Annotated in this window: 13 protein-coding genes; 6 read left to right on the top strand and 7 right to left on the bottom strand. The window is 46.0% G+C overall.

Annotated features, from left to right (window positions below; genetic code table 11):
- The 4 genes from QT996_RS01640 to QT996_RS01655 form a co-directional block, all read right to left on the bottom strand.
- On the bottom strand, positions 1-3,822 hold a 3,822-nt coding region (locus tag QT996_RS01640), incomplete at its 3' end, for a DUF4347 domain-containing protein (RefSeq protein WP_333044147.1).
- Between the two features lie 387 nt (positions 3,823-4,209).
- Positions 4,210-5,088, bottom strand: coding sequence for an inositol monophosphatase family protein (locus tag QT996_RS01645; RefSeq protein ID WP_333044148.1), 879 nt, complete (start codon positions 5,086-5,088; stop codon positions 4,210-4,212).
- A 219-nt stretch (positions 5,089-5,307) separates the two neighbouring features.
- Positions 5,308-6,435 carry a cupin-like domain-containing protein gene (locus QT996_RS01650; RefSeq protein ID WP_333044149.1) on the bottom strand — a complete coding sequence of 376 codons (1,128 nt, stop codon included), beginning with the start codon at positions 6,433-6,435 and terminating at the stop codon, positions 5,308-5,310.
- Positions 6,436-6,667: 232 nt separating this feature from the next.
- Positions 6,668-7,525 (bottom strand): PfkB family carbohydrate kinase, encoded by an 858-nt coding sequence (locus QT996_RS01655; protein WP_333044150.1) that lies wholly within the window; start codon positions 7,523-7,525, stop codon positions 6,668-6,670.
- A 49-nt stretch (positions 7,526-7,574) separates the two neighbouring features.
- Here QT996_RS01655 and rsmI point away from each other — a divergent pair, with 49 nt between their 5' ends.
- Entirely contained in the window at positions 7,575-8,456 is an 882-nt protein-coding gene (gene rsmI, locus QT996_RS01660; protein ID WP_333044151.1) for a 16S rRNA (cytidine(1402)-2'-O)-methyltransferase, read from the top strand.
- Between the two features lie 77 nt (positions 8,457-8,533).
- The gene (locus QT996_RS01665) at positions 8,534-9,751 is read left to right on the top strand and encodes a glycosyltransferase (RefSeq protein WP_333044152.1); all 1,218 of its coding nucleotides are present in this window, start codon (positions 8,534-8,536) and stop codon (positions 9,749-9,751) included.
- Between the two features lie 191 nt (positions 9,752-9,942).
- Here the strand turns inward: QT996_RS01665 and QT996_RS01670 are convergent, their stop codons facing one another.
- Entirely contained in the window at positions 9,943-10,929 is a 987-nt protein-coding gene (locus QT996_RS01670; RefSeq protein WP_333044153.1) for a DNA cytosine methyltransferase, read from the bottom strand.
- A gap of 152 nt (positions 10,930-11,081) precedes the next feature.
- On the opposite strand from QT996_RS01670, the gene QT996_RS01675 reads away from it, so the two are divergent.
- A complete protein-coding gene (locus QT996_RS01675) occupies positions 11,082-12,347 on the top strand; it encodes a folylpolyglutamate synthase/dihydrofolate synthase family protein (RefSeq protein ID WP_333044154.1) in 1,266 nt (421 codons plus the stop codon).
- A gap of 5 nt (positions 12,348-12,352) precedes the next feature.
- On the opposite strand, the gene QT996_RS01680 is transcribed toward QT996_RS01675, so the two are convergent.
- Entirely contained in the window at positions 12,353-12,928 is a 576-nt protein-coding gene (locus QT996_RS01680) for a Uma2 family endonuclease (protein ID WP_333044155.1), read from the bottom strand.
- Between the two features lie 394 nt (positions 12,929-13,322).
- A complete protein-coding gene (locus QT996_RS01685) occupies positions 13,323-14,606 on the bottom strand; it encodes a sugar ABC transporter substrate-binding protein (protein WP_333044156.1) in 1,284 nt (427 codons plus the stop codon).
- A 405-nt stretch (positions 14,607-15,011) separates the two neighbouring features.
- Here QT996_RS01685 and pilM point away from each other — a divergent pair, with 405 nt between their 5' ends.
- The 3 genes from pilM (at position 15,012) to QT996_RS01700 (ending at position 18,225) form a co-directional block, all read left to right on the top strand.
- Positions 15,012-16,106, top strand: coding sequence for a type IV pilus assembly protein PilM (pilM, locus tag QT996_RS01690; protein ID WP_333044157.1), 1,095 nt, complete (start codon positions 15,012-15,014; stop codon positions 16,104-16,106).
- Between the two features lie 413 nt (positions 16,107-16,519).
- Positions 16,520-17,425 (top strand): PilN domain-containing protein, encoded by a 906-nt coding sequence (locus QT996_RS01695; protein WP_333044158.1) that lies wholly within the window; start codon positions 16,520-16,522, stop codon positions 17,423-17,425.
- Entirely contained in the window at positions 17,425-18,225 is an 801-nt protein-coding gene (locus QT996_RS01700; RefSeq protein ID WP_333044159.1) for a pilus assembly protein PilO, read from the top strand. The genes QT996_RS01695 and QT996_RS01700 overlap by 1 nt, the downstream gene beginning before the upstream one ends.
- Positions 18,226-18,465 lie beyond the last annotated feature (240 nt).

An 18,465-nucleotide genomic window follows, 5' to 3' on the forward strand; every position in this document is an offset into this window, starting at 1 on the left:
CACTGGTGGTGTTGGTGTCGGCAGCGGTGGTGTTGGTGTCGGCAGTGGGGGTGTCGGTGTCGGCAGTGGGGGTGTCGGTGTCGGCAGTGGGGGTGTTGGTGTCGGCAGTGGGGGTGTCGGTGTCGGCAGTGGGGGTGTCGGTGTCGGCACTGGTGGTGTTGGTGTCGGCACTGGTGGTGTCGTGTCATTATCAGTAATCGCCACTGTCACCGCTGGAACCACAACCACATTATACTTAGCATCACCCCCGCTCACGCTGTGAGTGATATTGCCGCTGTGCGTGCCTTCCACAACCGTATCATCAACAGCTTTTACCGTAACGGGTTGAGCGACATTCCAATTATCCGCAGTGAAAGTGATAGGCGCGATCGCCTCTATCTGATCACCTGTTGTGAGAGTGATAGTTACAGGGGCGTAAGGCTGCGACGTTAATTTGATCCCATAACTGCCATCATTCGCACCTCCTTCAGCAGCAGTTGTGCTCGTAGGTGTAATGCTGACACCTGCTGTTTCGTTGTCGGTAATAGCTACATTGACATCCTGAATTGTTGTGCCGCTATACTTAGTGTCTGTACTGGTAACAGTGTGAGCGATCGTGCCGCTGTGCGTACCTTCGGCTTTGTTATCGTCGGTAGCGGTGACAGTGACTGTTTTGGCAACATTCCAATTAGTGCTATCAAAGATAACAGGGGCGATCGCATTTATTTCACTTCCGGTATTAAAGTTAATGGTAACAGGGGCGATCGGCTGCGATGTTAACTTGAGCGCATAACTGCCCGGCGCACCGCCTTCTGTAGCAGTTGTTGCTGTGGGAGTAATAGAAATACCAGCCGTATCATCGTCCTTATTGCTGAGGCTAACATCCGCTGCATCTAGCTTATAATTCGGATCGGTGCTAACAGCAAGCGCTGTGACAATTTTGTAGCCAATATTGCCGTCAACAATGCTATCGTTAACCCCTTTTACTGTCACCGGCTGCGCTGTATTCCAGTTAGCCGGAGTGAAAGTTATGCTAGCAGGGGAAACAGTTCCCTCCGCAACATTGTCACTGGTCAAACCGATAGTCACATCAGCAGTTGGTTGAGTATTTAGAACCACAGTAAAGTTAGCAGGGCTGCCATCTTCACCAGTAGTTAATCCCGCCGTCGGATTCACCGTAATTCCCGGAGTTTCATTGTCGCTGTTGATGACGGTGACATCTTCAGGATCGACGTTATTGTAATTAACATCGGTACTCACAGCAGCAGCCGTGACAATTTTGTAAGGTTGAGGGCCATCAGCTACTAAATCGTCAACACCACTCACCGTGATTGGTTGCGGTTGATCGTAGTTAGCAGTAGTGAAAGTTAAGCTATTAGTTGAAACTTTTCCTTCGGCTAGATTGGAACTGGTCAAACCGATGGTAACGTCAGCAGTAGGTTGAGAGTTAAGTTTGACAGTGAAGGTACCAGTGCCACCGACTTCACTTGTAGTTAATGCTGTTGGGTTAATAGTAAAGCCAGCTTTGTCATCATTAGTAATCGTTGTGGTAGCGGTAGCAGTGGTAATTGTCGGTGTTATGCCTGGGCTGGTGGGACTTGAAAGGGTGACGGCTATGGTTTCGTCGGGTTCAACTAGGGTGTCGCCTAATACGTCGAGAGTAATGGTTTTGGATGTTTCATCGGCGGCAAAATTAATTGTGCCAGTAGCAGCAGTTGCGCCAGAAGTGCCGCCGATGTTGTTGTAATCGCTGATGTTTTTAGCTGTGCCGGCGATCGTATAATTTACGCTACTTGCCCCGCCTGTGTTGCCGCTGCGAGTAGCAGTGAAAGTCAGAGGTTTTGTGCCAGTGTTGCCTTCAGGAATGCTGGCAGTACCAGCGGCAATGGCATAAGAAACAGTACCGTTAGCAGCAATAGTTAATGTTGTTTGTTTGGTTGTACCTGCAACGCCACCAATGATTGTGCCAAAGTTGAGGATGGCGGTTTCGGCGTTTTCAGGGAGATTGTCGGGTTTGATAGTAACTGCAACATTCTGGGTGAGTGCCGCACCTGTTGCACCTGCGGGGAATATAATTGATGTCGGCGAAAAGGTGTAGTCTGAATTTTGGGTGGCTGTGCTGCTGGGGTCGATGACAATTGGTACAGTTACATCGCTCAAAGGAGTGCCGCCGCTGAGAGTGACGGGGATATTAACTACTGTGTCTGTTGTTGCTTCTGTGCCAGGGTAGGTTGCTGCACCAAAATTAACTGTATTTGGTGTATTTAGAAAGACAGAAACGTTGTTTGAACTGTTGTTAGCTACTGCCAAATCTGGGAGAGTATCAGCATTAAAGTTGCCTCCAATAATGGAAGTTGTATCTGTGCCCGCAGCAAAGTTAATGGGTGTACTAAAACCGCCACTGCCATTGCCTACTAAAATTGCAGCGCCGCTGGTGCTTCCTACTGCTAAGTCAAGTTTGCCGTCTCCGCTAAAGTCATTCGCAACAATGCCTTGCAGCCCTGTCCCCGCGCTAAAATTAGTGGCCGCACCAAAGCTGCCCGTGCCATTTCCCAATAGAATTGACACATTGTTAGAGCCGGTGTAAACTACGGCTAAGTCGAGGAAAGTGTCTCCGTTAAAGTCCCCATTAGCGATAGAATTGGGATTTGTGCCAGCCGCAAGATTAGTAGCTGCACCAAAGCCGCCAGTACCATTCGCTAAAAAAACAGAAATGGTGTTAGATAAACTGTTCGGCACAGCTAAATCGGAAAAAGTATCTCCGTTAAAGTCCCCCACTGTCATAAAAGCGGGAATTGACTGCGCGCTCAAGTTAGTGTTGAAATTCAATGCCCCGCTGCCACTGCTATTTGCCAGCAAAATTGTGACAGTGCCAGAGGTACTCCCAGGGCTTGCATTGACTACTGCTACGTCGGAAAAGTTGTCCCCGTTAAACTTCCCAACTGCAACCGAGATAGGGGACACTCCTGTAGGATATTGAGTGGGGCTGCCAAAACCGCCCGTACCATTTCCTAAGAAAATTGAGAGGGCGCCACCAGTGCCACTACCCACTACTGCTAAGTCAGGGAAATTATCGTTGTTAAAATTGCCGATCGCGATCGCTGTGGGACTTGACACCGCCAAGGTAGGAATAGGCGCGGGATTAAAGCCACCAGTGCCATTGCCTAACAGGATAGAAACGGTGTCAGATCCTTGGTTTGTTACAGCTAGATCGGGTTTGCCATCGACGTTAAAATCCCCCGTAGCAATACTGTAGGGATTTGTCCCCGCGCCAATATTTGTCGCAGCACCAAAACTATTCAAAACGTACTCGTAAGCTGCTAATACTTCGGCTTCAAATACCAGCGGTGTTTCTATTTTCCCGGTTCTGACTTCTAGTTCCCAGTCGCCGCCCTTTGCTACACTTCCCGTGAGGTTTTGGGAAGCTGCAACCGAGGCCCCAGTTAACTCACTCAAGCGTTTGACAAATGCTTTACCTGTCTCGCCTGCTGCTACACAGCACCCGTACAGCAGGATATTCGGTCGATTTTTGGCGAGTGAGTCGGTTAGTGGCGAAAACCACTGCTGTAGAGAATCCCGATCGCACTCTATATCATCTAAACTCAAGCGAACGTCGCCGACTTGCAAGCTGCCGGGAGCACCGTGAGAAACTATGTGAATGCTGTCAATATTTGTCCGAAGAGCTAAAATTTGAGTAATTTGATCGATCGCATCCCGGTTCCCATCCAAAACCACTACTTCCGTACCCGGTTTTACCCCAGCGATCAAACTTTGATAGTTTTCAACTTGAGTGTCGATAAAGGCGATCGCACTTGGTGAAACTTGATTATTTAAATTTGGCATACTGCACCTACTAATAGCTAAAAAAAGACAATAATTCCCCTGTTTCGCGACTGGCATCCGAAACTCTTTCTCAAGGTAGTAGTAACCATAACTGTTTTTTGAGAAAATCTCTATAAATTTTTCTTTATAAACCCCTATTTAATTAAAGTTTTGATAAAGTTGGGGAATTCTATTAAGTAATATTACGGATGAGCGAGCGCGAGGTGGAGGACATAACACAAAAATCGTTCAATAGCAAGTGTAATGAGACTGAAATATTAAGAGCAGGATTTTTGATACATATGTGCGAGGGGCGGGTTGATGTATAATGTGAGCGATTGCCAAGATTTATGGTAAAATCCGCCCCTACCAGTTATTCGTTACCATCTTTACGGGCGATCGTCGCACTTACTTCAAACTCCCATCTATCCCTGCTAAAATTGCCTCCGCTTGCCCGCACAAAGCAGCGTGACAGCAACCGTTACTCGCCAACAATCCTCCCCACTGACTGACATCTCCCTGGTTATATTGCAAAGTAGAACCGTCAAAACGAGTAAATCGGCCGCCCGCTTCAGTCAAAATTAATTCTGGTGCCGCTAAATCCCAATCCTTCGGCGCAGACTTTCCCGAAAGAGCAATATAAACATCAGCTTTTTGTTCTACAATTGTCGCAATTTTACAGCCGATACTACCGACAGCTATTTGATTTTGACAAGGCAGTTTTTGTAACAATTGATTAAAGCGATCGCCCCGGTGACTGCGGCTGGTTACTATAGATAAATCTGCCACTATATTTCGCGCCGAAACCTGCAATTTGACCGCAGAACCCTCCCGATTTTCCATAAAAGCACCCGCATCGCGGATTGCGTAATAAATCTTTTGCTGTTCGGGCCAAGCGACAACTGCCAATACCGGTCTTCCCTCGAACGCTAAAGCAATGTGAACAGCAAATTCACCTGTCCTGTCAATAAAATCTCGCGTTCCATCCAAAGGGTCAATAATCCAAACCCAACTTTGAGGTAAGGGAATTTGACCGTTTTTTTCTAAATAAGATTTGTAAGTTTCTTCGCTGAGATAGCCAAATTCTGCATTTCCTAAAGCCGACTGCAATTCGTCGAGTATGTAAGAATTGACAGCGACATCGGCGGCGGTGACGGGGCCATCTTTTTTCTCTTGGATGTCAAGGTTAGGAGTGTTGGAATCCTGCCGATAATAGGATTGTAGGATATCTGAGGCACTCCAGGCGATCGATCGGGCAATTTCGCTGATTTCTTCGAGAGTTTTCATGAATTTCTTTTTTTTGAACCGCAGATGAACGCCGATTAACGCAGATTTCTGGGCATTGCATATTTGCAGGATGATTGGGAATTTTATCAAAGCTGAAAACCCTTATTTTTCCGGCGGGTTCTGGGGTTCACCCCACAAGATTCATCCCAAAATTATGCAATGCCGATTTATGTAGGGGCGGCGCCCCCGTGCCCGCCCCTGGGAACCATAAATTAGCAGTTACCAATTAATATGAGGATATTTCCATTCATAATAATTGGGAAACACAAAATTAGTAAACGAAACCGAAATACTAACCTCCAATGATTTTACATGGTGCCACCAACCGACCGGAATAAAGATAGCCTCTCCCGGTTCCAAAATCACTTCAATAATTTTCGCCTCTCTGTAAAGCGGATATTTGTCATAATCGGGATTTTCGCCGTCAACCTTGCTGAAAACTCCGACGTGATTATAAAGCAGAGGTGTTTGTTGCGGAGAAATCAATTTAATTAGTTTGCGACCAGAAACTTGAGCTAAAATTAAATTAACTGGGTCATGGTGCAGCGGTGTAATCGTGCCTTTTGGGCCGAACCAAAAGAAAACTCTGCCTTTTGTATCCGCAGGATTGAGGTATTCTGGAAATATTTCAAGGTCGTTAAATAGCGGTTTAAATTCCTCTCTTTCCAAAGTTTGGTTGTTAGCAACCATGTAACAATCGTTGCTAGGCCCGCCATTGACTACAATATCTACATATTCACGAAATAAAACAGTTTTTTTGTGGTTGTGAATTTTAATTTCATATTCCGGGTCGGAGTTGCGGTTGGCTTGTATTTGCACCTCTGCATCGCCGTATTTTTCCTGCAAATACTCCGGCGTCCACAACTGCAAAGCTTTCCAGTTGTGCATAATGTTGGTAATAATTACTGGAGTATTTTTGGCGTAGTAATTTTCGAGAAAATACTCTCGGGAAAGGCTACTTTTGCGTTCGATTGTGCCAAACTTGGAAGACAATGCAGCTAATTGATTGTTGATCCTGAGATGCGATTCTAATTTCTGCAATAACTGGACGTAATGGCTGCCTGCTTGAAAGTAGGGATGAGATGATATTTCCGTAACTTCTGCGGTGGCTGTCTCCGCATCTAGGCCTGTACTTATTAGCGCTTGAATGATTTCTTCGTCGGGTTTATTTAATAATTTGTTAGCCGCCACCCACTGTTTCATATTGTCGGGAACTTCTTGTTTGCTTGGCGCTGCGAGTAGATTGGGCAAGTTTTGTGTCAGCCATTCTAGGTTAACTTGCTGTTGTTCTGTTAGAGTAATCCGCAAAGGGGGAAGGGTTATACTTAGAGGTTGGGTGTCAGGCATGATTAGGGTATGTTGTTTGGGGAGTGTTTTGTGTGACTTTAACTTGTCTTACTAATATAGCAATTTTGTTAACGAACTGCGAAGGCGCTAAGGGTACGAAGAAAGAGAAGAGGGAAGTTCACAAACTTTGTCGATGTTGCTGTCAGCATTTTAACTTAACAAGTGTTGCCAGTTCCATTTTTCTAGCTTTGAGCGGTTTTAACCGGATAGTTTGGTTAATTTTAATTTAAAATTAAGCCTTATTCATCCAGGCGCGGGTTCCGAATTTTTTGCAGGAATAGGAAGCGATTTTAGCCGCTGCGGTGAGAGTATCGGTAAAGTTATTGTGCAAAATGTAGTGACAGAAAGCCCCGTGAAAGATGTCACCAGCGCCTAAAGTATCTGTGGCTTGAATTAGAGGTACTTCTATAGTGCCGTAAGTGCCATTGCTGAAGTATAAAATTGATTTTTCGCCGCGAGTGATGGCAATATGGGAAATTCCGGCTGCTGAGAGATAAGCAAAGACTTGTTCTGAATTGTCGCAGTCTGGTGGATAAAAATTCTCGGAACATACCGCCCATTCAATGAAAGGCAATATTTCTTCTAATCCGGGTTTCCAACTGCCGCCGTCGAGGACAATGGGAATGTTTTTTGACTTGGCAAGTTGAGCAATTTCTGTGCTGGCTGCGATTTGATGTCCGTCAAGCAGTACAATACTAACTGATGTTAAAATATCATGGTTAATTGTTTGACTGTCAACTTGCGATTTCGTAGCATTGATGGAAATTACCGATCGATCGCCCGTTGCTTCAGTTACAATAATCGAGGAAACTGGCGGCGAGTGCGATCGCCCGGGCTCCAAATCAATTATCCTGACATTATACTCCGCTAAGTCTGCACGAATTAATTGGGCGATCGCGTGAGTCCCCAAAACGCCAGCCCATACCGCCACATTCCCCAAATAGCTAAAAGTGACTGCAGCATTTGCCGCCGGCCCGCCCGCAGCAATGGTACAATCAGAAGCAACAACTTTCTGATTTTCACCCGGATGCTTCTGGGCCAAATAAACTAAATCTAAAGTCGCTAATCCCAAAAACAATCCCGTTTTCATATCTGCGTTAATCCGCGTTCATCTGCGGTTAAAAAATCCCAATATTAAAATGCAAGCAAATCCCAATACAGGAACACTTTACATCGTAGGAACCCCGATCGGCAACCTCGAAGACATGACTTTTCGCGCTATCCGAATCTTGCAAACAGTAGACTTCATCGCCGCCGAAGACACCCGCCATACAGGCAAACTTTTGCACCATTTCCAAATCAAAACGCCCCAAATCAGCTATCACGAACACAACCAACACCAGCGACTTCCCGAACTCATCGACAAACTGCATTTAGGCAAAGATATCGCCATCGTCACCGATGCCGGAATGCCGGGAATTTCTGACCCCGGTTCCGAGTTAGTCAAAGCTTGCGCCGATGCTAATATTAACATTATTCCGATTCCCGGCCCGACCGCCTGCATTGTTGGGATAACTGCATCAGGATTACCCACAGAGAGATTTGTATTTGAAGGTTTCTTACCAGTGAAAGGTCAAGAACGCCAACAGAGTTTAGAAGCTTTGCAAATAGAATCCCGCACTATAATATTATACGAATCTCCCCACCGGTTGCGACAAACTTTACAAGATTTAGCAAATACTTTTGGAAGCGACAGACAGATTGTGCTGGCGAGAGAGTTAACTAAAATGCACGAAGAGTTTTGGCGTGGTAGTATAGAAAGTGCGATCGAGCTTTACACCAATCGCGAACCCCAGGGAGAATTTACCCTCGTAATTGCCGGCATCCAAACAGCCGCACCAATATTTTCCGAAGACGCCATCAAAGCAGAATTGCAAACATTAATTGCCGAAGGCATAAGTCGTTCCCAAGCCAGCCGCCAACTAGCGCAACAAACATCCCTCCCCCGCCGCCAAATCTACCAACTCGCCCTCACAATTGGCGACAATGAATCACTAGAACAACCCGTGGATGACTTGTGAATATCTCTCTTCTTCTCTGTGCCCTCTGTGCCCTCTGCGGTTAAATAAAAAAGCTAGATACTCACACTCTGAATTATATGGTACGCGGAAACTACGATCAACAAAAGCCATATTTACGAAACCCCCACATCAACAAACCCATCGCCGAAATTTATGCAGACTTAGACGCCTTTAGCTGGGAGATATTTGAAGACCAACCCCACCGCTTCGATACAGTCAGTTTCTACGTCTTGCTTCCCCCACTGTTTTACGAAGGGCGTTTCATCAAAGGAATTTACTTCAGCGAAGCAGTCGAACTCATCAACAAACTATTTCCCCAACTTTCCTCAGTATTTTTCTCCTTCACCTATTCCCCCGGTACATCCTATTCCTGGGCACCGGTAGCGGACGCCTACTCCAGTTTATACAAAAACCCGCAGCGAGATAAGTGGTTTCGCGAAACTTATGTCGATCGCGCCCACAAACCAATTATACCCCTACAAGACACCGACTTCATCAACGAATACTTAATTTCCCCGCGCAACGTCCCCGCAAAAGACATCGACCTCCTCGCCGTCGCCCGAATTTCCGAAGAAAAAAATTTGCCAATTATTGCCAAAGCCTTAAAAGTTTACCGCCAAAAATATCCGCAAAAACCAATAAAATTAACAGTAGTCACAGGCCACGAATTTGATGCTAGCAACCTGAAAACTCTCGACCAGTACGCATTAAAAGAATGGCAAGAAGTCGAGACAATTTTAACCAATCCCTCCGACTACATTAACTTAGTGCCGAGAGTTGACTACTACAGCGAAATACCCACATATTATTCGCGATCCCAAGCATTCGTCCTCGGTTCCCTCCTAGAAGGAAAAAACCGGGGAATTACCGAAGCCATGAGTTGCAACCTACCAGTAATTTGTTTTGAAGAATTCAACCAATACGCCAGAGGAAACTCGCCAGTTTTCCCCGAAGGTGCGGGTCTTTACGCCAAATTTGACCCAGAATCTCTCGCAGATACTATATATACAGTATTGGAAAATCAAACAGAATTTAAACCGCGATATCAGTATTTAAAGCATTGTGGGCGGAAAAACTTTTTCAATACTTGTATAGACAGTTTTCCTTACTATCACCACAACATTCCCGACTACAAACCGGGAAATGCGATTAACAATTTGTGGCTGGATTTAGCAGTTCAGCAAAATTATCAAGTTAGCTTAAACAGCTTTTTGTACGGAGGTTCTCCCTTGTCTCATATTCGCGGGACAAATGCGATTCAGCACAATCTCCGCGAGTTAACAAAATTTTTGTGAGAATCTGTACAGCAAACTAGACTTATTGCATAAATCTTTGATTGATAGGGAAACCGCAGATAATTTCTAGTAAAACTCGGCGGTTGAAACCAATCCTACACAACCTTTCGGCCGCCTAAGCGCTGGCGCGCTTGCTTCGCCCACGCGCGGAGTAAAAAATCAACATATAGAGATTCAGCGTAAGTTTTGTTTCAGAAGATCGAAATATCCTCAAAAATCTTACTTGCCAAAACTCTTGCTAAAGTCACAGGAACAGCATTGCCGACCATTTTGTATCCATCAGCAATATACTTGTACTTAAAAATAAACTCATCCGGGAAAGTCTGAACTCTCGCGCACTCTCGCACAGAAAGCCGACGGTAAGGCTGAGGCGAATTGGGGTCAAAAATGCGTTTGTCTTTGCTAACCAAAATCATTTTACTAGCTTGAGGATGGAGAGGTGCGTGTCTGCCACTTGCCTGAATTGTAAAAGAAGGTTCTGACCAACTTCGCACTCGATTCCGCGACATATAAAGGCTGGAAAACCCCAAATCCGCACATTCGTGATTTGGGACATAATCGTGATAATTATCTAATTTACCCTTAACTGACAGTGGCGCGGCCTGCAAATCAAAAATCGCATCTTTCAGCGTCAAAACATCGGTTCCAGGTTCGGGAAACTCAAAACCACAACCCAGAGTTTCCCGATAGCCAACAACAATCACCCTTTGCCTATCTTGCGGAACACCAAAATTTCTAGCATTCAACAACTTGTACGAAACCCGATATCCGATGTCCTCAAACTGCGATAATATATAAGTGAAAGCATCCTTGTTTCTGGCCGCCAAAATACCGCTAACATTCTCAGCTAAAAAAAACAAAGGCTGCTTGTCGCGCACAATTCTGATATACTCCCAGAAAAGTTGACCCCGACTGTCATCAATCCCCCGTTTAGCGCCGGCCGCACTCCAACTTTGACAAGGAGGGCCGCCGATTATCCCAATACAGTTGGGAATTTCATCAGATTTGATTATTCTGATATCTCTGCGATCTAAAATAGTTTCAGGATGATTGAAATTATACGTATCCCAAATAGACTTATCATATTCATTCGCCCAAACCGGATTAAAGCCAGCCAAGCGAAAACCCAAATCCAACCCCCCACAACCAGAAAACAGAGAAATAATATCCAAAGCCACCTTTTTTAACCCGCAATAAATACAATAAATCAATTATAAACCTCTCTTTTCTTAGATATCTATCTCTTTCTTCTCTCACTCTGCGCCCTCTGCGCCCTCTGCGGTTAATAAAAAAAATATAATTCACACACAAACAGAATTTATCATCCTCAATGAATACAGAATCTATCCTCCAATCCTACCAACATTTCGGCGTCCACCTCGGGCTAGAAAGAATTAAACAACTTCTAGAAAAACTAGACAACCCCCACCAAAAAATCCCCATTATCCACATTGCCGGCACAAATGGTAAAGGTTCCGTTTGCGCTTATCTCTCTTCCGTACTAACAGAAGCAGGCTATCGAGTCGGGCGCTACACATCCCCGCACCTAATCGATTGGACAGAAAGAATTTGCATCAACCAAAAACCGATTTCCTCAACAGAATTGCAACAGTGTCTAGAACGAGTTGTCGCCGCTACCGAAAACAACACCGAAACTCCCACTCAATTTGAAATAATCACCGCAGCAGCTTGGCTGTATTTCGCCGAACAAAAAGCAGACATCGCAGTCATAGAAACTGGATTGGGCGGTAGATTAGACGCGACTAACGTTTGCGAAACACCTCTCGCTAGCGTCATTACTTCTATCAGTCTTGAACACTGGCAAATACTCGGCCCCACCGTGGCAGATATTGCTGGGGAAAAAGCGGGAATTCTTAAAGCAAAATGTCCGGCAGTTATCGGAGAATTGCCAGAATCAGCTAGAATAGTAGTAGAAAAACGCATTCAAAAATTAGACTGTCCGGCAACTTGGGTAAAACCAGCAATAGATTTAGGACAAGGATTCGCAGAATATCAGTTAAATCAAAATGCGGTTAAAATAAAATATCAATTGCCGCTGCTGGGAAAAATTCAACTAATGAATTCAGCAATTGCGATCGCAACTTTGCAAACTCTCCAACAGCAAGGATGGCAAATTTCCCCAACCGCCATCGAAAACGGTATCGCCAAAACCCAATGGCCCGGAAGACTCCAGCAGACAACTTGGAAAAACCGCAATATATTAATTGACGGCGCCCACAACCCCGCCGCAGCGATCGCCCTGCGTGAATATGTCGATAATCTTAACAGTTCCCAACCACCGATTAACTGGGTAATCGGCATTCTTGCGACTAAAGACTGCGAAGATATTTTGAAAGCATTACTCAAAAAGGGCGATCGACTTTACCTAGTACCCGTACCCGATCAAAACTCCTCATCCCCCGCAGAATTAGCCACCCTAGCTCAAATTATCTGCCCGGAATTAACACTCTGTCAAGCCTTCTCCGACTTAACAACGGCCTTAGACGCTGCTGTTACAGGCGACAACCTAACAATCCTTTGCGGTTCCCTTTATCTCGTCGGCTATTTTCTGCAACAACAACAATCCCAAGCTTAAACGCATCAGAATTGTGTTTCTTCCTCAGTAAAGATAGGAGGCCACAATTCCGAAATGGGCAATTCCCAACCGGGAAAAAGTTCTGCTACTGTTAAGATATCGCCATTTCCTAAAACAGTCGGTTCACCTGTAGAGCGATAAATAGTCACTGTTTCTTCATCAGGATCGATCAGAATTCCGACGATCGCACCCAGCTCTATAAACTTCAAAACCTTGGTTTCTATAATCTTAATGCGATCGCTCTGAGATTTAATCTCAACCACCAAATCGGGGACAAGTTCTCCAAAATAACGCGGACTTTGGCGCAAGCGGGCGGCGCGCACAAAAGAAACATCCGGTGCTTTGACATTCGTATCCGGCATGATGAAACCGCCTGCGGAGTCAAAGACTCTCCCCAAGCGACGGGGATTTATCCAAGCGAAAAGAAAGGCGATGAGACGGCTACTGATTTCACTGGATACGATGTCTGATGGTCCCACAATTGAAAGTCTCCCGTCTTCTAGTTCAATTTTGTAATCTAAACCCGCTTCGCAAAAAAGGGTTTGAACTTGGTTTAAATCTTTGAGTGTCATCGCTGGCATAAGAATTTTCTCCTATTCCGATCTGAGCTTTGATTTTAACACGAGTCAAATTTATGAATAGTTGAGGAATTTAGGCTATCTTCCTACACATCATCAATCAAGCTGAATTGATAAAGGCGATCGCACGGGATAAATAAACTCTGTTTCTGGGATGAGCGATCGTTCTTATCAAAAAACATTTATTTCTAAAATCGTCGAGATTGAGCTATCCAAAGTTCTCCTCCGACTCCGCCTTGTGAAGCGGCGGTAATTTAATCATTTGATAATAACTTAAAAGCTTATATATGGTCTTATATAGGACGACACAGATTCCCATTATTTAATAATACGTCAACTAGAATAAAAAAGCAAGAGGCGAGTTCAAAAAACACCCCGCCCCAGCTTCAATTAAAAACTACCTTTGATCCCAAGCCTTAGCCGCATCAGCCACAGCTTGGTCTACCGACTTCTCATCCAACATCGCAGCCTGCAAATTGTCATAAATCGCCTTTTGCAACTTCTTAACATCCTTCAAAGGCGGAATCAATAGCTCGGCGGAACTCAACCCAGAAGCACTAATAACCCGAGCTCGATCGGCTGCGGGAGCATCAGTCGGAACGCTCTTAAAATAATCGTCCTGTAAAGCCTCAACCGTAGAAGGTAAAACATTAGCAGCCTTAGCAAAAGCCAACTGATTTTGAGAATTAGTCACGTACAAAGCAAACTTGACAGCATCATCAGGGCGCTTGCTGTCGCGGGGCACAACCAAATTCATTACCGCCACAGTCTTCTTGCCGGTTTCCCCCGTAACTTGAGGCGCAGCAGCCGAAACAGCACCAATACTCGGAGCATTCTCAGAAATCGCCTTTAAAAACTGAGGCCCCGAAGCTAACAAAGTAGTTTCCCCAGCTTGATAAAGCTCGATCGCCCTGCGATGTCCCTGCACCAAAACATCCTGTGGCAAAAGTCCGCCTTTGTACAAATCAACCCAATACTGAAAAACAGCTTTGCCCTTAGCAGTATTAAAAGCAGCCTTGCCTTTAGCGTCAACCAAAGGCACACCCATCTGCACGAAAGATTGCAAAACTTCCGCCGAATCCTCCGGCACAAAAGTCACAAAAAAAGCAAACTTACCAGTCTTTTCCTTCACCTGCTTGGCAACAGTTGCCAACTCGGCATAAGTAGCCGGAGGCTTAGCAATTCCAGCCTTCTTCAACAACTCCGTATTGTAAATTGTTACCCCAGTCGTGAGATACCAAGGAATGCCAAAAGTCTTGCCGTCGAGTACACTAGCTTTCCAGATATTTGGGAGATAGAGCGATCGAACTTGCTGCGGAATCCGAGAATCCAAATCCAGCCAAGCATTGCGTCCCGCCAACAGCGAAGCAAAATCGGGATTCAGGTTAACCACATCCGGCGCAGTTTTCGCCGAAACAGCCCCCAAAATCTTGCTTTCCATCGCCGACCAAGGAACGTCCACCCAGCGCACCTTCACCCCCGGATTTTCGGCTTCAAAACCAGCGATCGTCTTGTTGAAATACTCAGTAAACTGAGGTTGAAGCTGCATAGTCCAGAACTCGATTTCCTGCGTATTATTTGCCTGGGAATTAACAGCCGGCTTGCTGCAACTCACCACCGCAGCCAGCAGCAGCCCCACCAGCCCAAAAACAGCAAACAGTTGCCAAGATTTACGTTTCATAGAATAAAATTTGAGAGTTATGGGAACCGTTAGACAAAAAAGCGTGAAGCGAAGCTATCCCGGAGGGAATCGCCCGAATCAAGCGCGATCAAGTGCGAGAGAGAGTTTTGTAGGCGGGCCCCCGAGCGAGATAGTCTGTTTTTGTGCAGAATCGGCAGGTTTTCGGTCGATCGAGCTGGAATTTATTGACATTCGCAGCAGAATAGCTATTGTCAAGTAAATTGGATAGCATAAAATCGGAACTAGCGATCGCGCAACACAGACCGAGCTGCGTAGCTACGGCGGGATACCGAGATTACAGCTCTCTTTCGGCAGTTGGAACCCAACCCTCCAACACGCCTGCGCGCTGAATCAGGCTGGCCAACTACAAAAGAAAAAAATAGCAATTACCGACGACCCAATCACATGGTTAACTTTTTCAAAGGTCTACTTTCCCAACGCCAGCCAGGAATCGGGATCGAAATAGCCCCAGACCGCATCAACATCATTCAGCTCGAAAAGAAAGCTCAGGCATTAAAATTAGGCATCCTAGCCTCAATAGAAGTTCCAGAAGACTATGTACAAGAAGGACAAATAGTAGATCCGCCAGGAATGGCAGAACTAATAAAAGCCGTCCTCGCCGAAAACAAAATTAAAGCCAAGCGAGTAGCCACAGCCATTCCCGGCCGCGAAGCCGTCATCCGCCTCATCCCAGTTCCCGCAGAGCTCAACGAAGAAGAACTGCGGGATTACATGAACGCAGAAGCAGGACTGTACTTGCCGTTTCCCAGAGAAGACGCCGACGTAGACTATCAAAAAATAGGCCTTTTTGTAGATGACGACGGAGTAGAAAAAGTGCAAGTCGTGTTAGTAGCCACCCGCCGAGAAGTTACCGACACATACATCGAAACCTTCAAAGAAGCCGGACTGATTATAGACGTACTAGAAGTAACCAGTTTTGCCCTAATCCGCACCCTCAAAGAACAACTGCAACAATTTTCCTCCCAAGAAGCCGCAGTTCTCACCGCCATAGAATTTGACAGCACCGAGTTAGCTATAGTAGTGGACGGTATACCTCAGTTCAACCGTACCATCCCGATCGGCACCTACCAAATCCAGACCGCCCTCAACCAAGCCATGAACCTGCCGCCAACCAGAGACACCAGCGAACTGCAAGGCATGACCCTGCCAGTCACAGATACAATGGGCGCATCGGGAGACGCCAATCCCGGCACAAATGCGATGATTAAAGTATTGGGAGAACTAGCAGACGAACTGCGCCGCTCAGTAGACTTTTACCTCAACCAGAGCGAAGAACTCGAAGTAGCGCAACTGCTGCTAGCAGGCCCGGGAGCTGCGATCGGCAAACTAGACGAATTTTTTATGCAAAGATTAAGCTTGCCCGCATCTCAAGTCGATCCCATCGAAACCCTAGGACTCGAAATCAGCCAAGAAATTACCCCAGAACAGCGAGCAGGTTTAGGAGTCGCCCTAGGTTTAGGACTAAGGGAGGTTATGTGAACTAACAGTTTTAGATGAGAGAAAAACCGATTTGAGAATTTTAGGTAAAAACCCCTGCCAAAAGAAGAAGGCAGAAAGCAGAAGGTAAAATATTGGAGGTAGAAGGTAGAAGGTAAAAGGTAGAATATATCTGAGGTAGAAGCAGCCCCTTCCTTCAGTAGAAGGCAGCAAGTTGTTTCTTTCTTCCCTAAATAAATCCTTCACTTCTACCAGCAATCTTGGGTTCAGTCTAAAATCTCAAATTTCAAATTTAAATCTATAGCAACAGCCAAGACTGTTAGAACCTTCTTAATTGCTGAAACATAAGCGGTAGATCACTTTTTCCTTCTACCTTCTACCTTCTATCTCCTGCGTTATACCTTATACCTTGTGCCTTCTGCCTTCTTCCTTCTGCTATAAAAACGAGTGAAGCCATGTACAGCCTAGATATTAATTTTCTCAACGACCGTCCGGACTACAAACCAGTCACAGCAGCCAAAAGCTCAGCTAAAAAAAGTTCCGGTGGAGCCAAAGACCAACTGCCCATATTTGGGGCGGTGCTGTTTGCCCTTGGCATCAACGCCGCAGTCATGGGCGCCTGGTGGTGGGCGACTAACGACAATAACAACTTGGCCACACAACAAGCAGCCATGGACCAAGAACTGGCCAAGTTAAACACTCAAGCCAGCACCATCAAAGCCATCAACGCCGAAACCGACAAAGTTACCGCCGAATACAAAGCATTAGCTGGAGTATTCGACCAAATTAAACCTTGGTCGGCGATGCTGCAAGACCTCAGTGCCCGTACTCCGGCGGGAGTGCAAATTGGCAAAATCGAGCAAATCGACCCGAGTCCCTCCGCCGTTGCAGCAGCACCCCCACCGCCCGCAGCCACCCCCGCAGCCAGCCCGTCCCCAGGGGCGAGTCCGTCCCCAGCAGCCAGCCCCACCCCGGCTGCCGCTCCCCCCCCCGTCGTCCCGCAGCAGGCAGCAAAAGTACAAATTTCAGGGATAGCCAGTACCTTTGCCCAAGTTAACGACTTTATGCTGCTAGTCCAGCGCTCTCCTTTCTTCCTTAACACCGATACCAAACTGATAGCGGCCACATTAAAAAACAACCCCGCACAATTACAAGTGCGTAACCAAAACGCAGCACCACCAGAACTTCCCAAACTGCGACCGGTGGTGGAATATAAAATTGAAACGACGCTCAGCCCGACGGGAGCCTCCGAATTGCTCCCCGAGCTCCGCAGCAAGCAAGCAGACGGGCTAGCAATACGGATAGAAACACTTCAAGAAAAAGGAGTGCTAGAAACACAAAAACCAGAGGTGAAAAAATAATGACAGCCAATCAGTTTATTCCCAGCGGCGCACAAGCAGAAGAGACAGGGGCTCAGGAAATATTCGGCATTAAGCTGACACCCCAAGCCCAAGCAATCGGTATCGCGGTTCTCGGCCTCCTCATTGCCGGCGGCCTTGGCTACCAGTTCGTACTTCCCGAATTCCAAAAAAGCGTCGAATTCAAGCAAAAACTTAGCGAAAGCAAGCAAACGCAACTGCAATTGCAAACTCAAATTCAAAGAAAGGCAGAAGCAGAAGCAAAGCAAGAAGAAGCAAAACAGCGCCGGGCTAACGTGACGGCAATGTTTGCCAGCGACGCCAGCGCCAACACGCTTTTGCTTGACATGACGCAACTCGTTAATAGAATCAACGCCGGCGTGCAAGGAGATGACCTCAAGGCTAAAATTACCAAGTTTGAGCCGGATATGCCCCCAGCAGCAGCAACCGCCGCGCCGGGAGCTCCAGACCCTGATATTCTGGCAGATACCTCCTTCGGGCCGTCCCTGGCTGGCAAGCTCAGACGCAAAAAATTTAAGGTAGAGTTTGAAGGCACTTTCGCTCAAACCCGCAATTTTATGCGTAACTTGGAATTGATGCAGTCGCTGTTGGTAGTTAGGAATTTGAAATCTGAATTGCTAGCATCAAATCAGCCAATTGAAGTTGACTTTTTGAAAGGGAAAATAGTTCCTGTGGAGCAGCCACCAACTAAAATTAAAACTGCTTTTGACTTGCACGCACTGCTGCCGTTAAAGCAAGAAGAAAAACCGCCAACTCCGGCTCCGAGCCCTGGTGCTAAGTAGCGGTAGTTGGGCGGGTAGATATTAGCTATTGTTCCAAACTAGCTTTTTCACAAAAAGGCAGAAGGCAGAAGGTTGAAAGGGGAAGATTGAAGGTAGAAGTCAAAAAAATATGAGTGCCAGAAAATTATTTTTTATATGGCAATCAACAATTGGCTCTACAACCTAATTTCTTCTAATACCCGTCTCAAAAATTAATGGAACTGTATAGCAATCCTTGCGGGAGTCGTAATTTTTTGACCC

The sequence above is a fragment of the Microcoleus sp. S13C4 genome (genome assembly GCF_036700865.1).
Taxonomy (GTDB): domain Bacteria; phylum Cyanobacteriota; class Cyanobacteriia; order Cyanobacteriales; family Microcoleaceae; genus Microcoleus.

Excerpts from the sequence above, each read along its gene's own strand:
- QT996_RS01645 (WP_333044148.1), bottom strand. The coding sequence starts at position 5,088 with ATGAAAACTCTCGAAGAAATCAGCGAAATTGCCCGATCGATCGCCTGG.
- QT996_RS01650 (WP_333044149.1), bottom strand. The coding sequence starts at position 6,435 with ATGCCTGACACCCAACCTCTAAGTATAACCCTTCCCCCTTTGCGGATT.
- QT996_RS01655 (WP_333044150.1), bottom strand. The coding sequence starts at position 7,525 with ATGAAAACGGGATTGTTTTTGGGATTAGCGACTTTAGATTTAGTTTAT.
- rsmI (WP_333044151.1), top strand. The coding sequence starts at position 7,575 with ATGCAAGCAAATCCCAATACAGGAACACTTTACATCGTAGGAACCCCG.
- QT996_RS01665 (WP_333044152.1), top strand. The coding sequence starts at position 8,534 with ATGGTACGCGGAAACTACGATCAACAAAAGCCATATTTACGAAACCCC.
- QT996_RS01675 (WP_333044154.1), top strand. The coding sequence starts at position 11,082 with ATGAATACAGAATCTATCCTCCAATCCTACCAACATTTCGGCGTCCAC.
- QT996_RS01680 (WP_333044155.1), bottom strand. The coding sequence starts at position 12,928 with ATGCCAGCGATGACACTCAAAGATTTAAACCAAGTTCAAACCCTTTTT.
- QT996_RS01685 (WP_333044156.1), bottom strand. The coding sequence starts at position 14,606 with ATGAAACGTAAATCTTGGCAACTGTTTGCTGTTTTTGGGCTGGTGGGG.
- pilM (WP_333044157.1), top strand. The coding sequence starts at position 15,012 with ATGGTTAACTTTTTCAAAGGTCTACTTTCCCAACGCCAGCCAGGAATC.
- QT996_RS01695 (WP_333044158.1), top strand. The coding sequence starts at position 16,520 with ATGTACAGCCTAGATATTAATTTTCTCAACGACCGTCCGGACTACAAA.
- QT996_RS01700 (WP_333044159.1), top strand. The coding sequence starts at position 17,425 with ATGACAGCCAATCAGTTTATTCCCAGCGGCGCACAAGCAGAAGAGACA.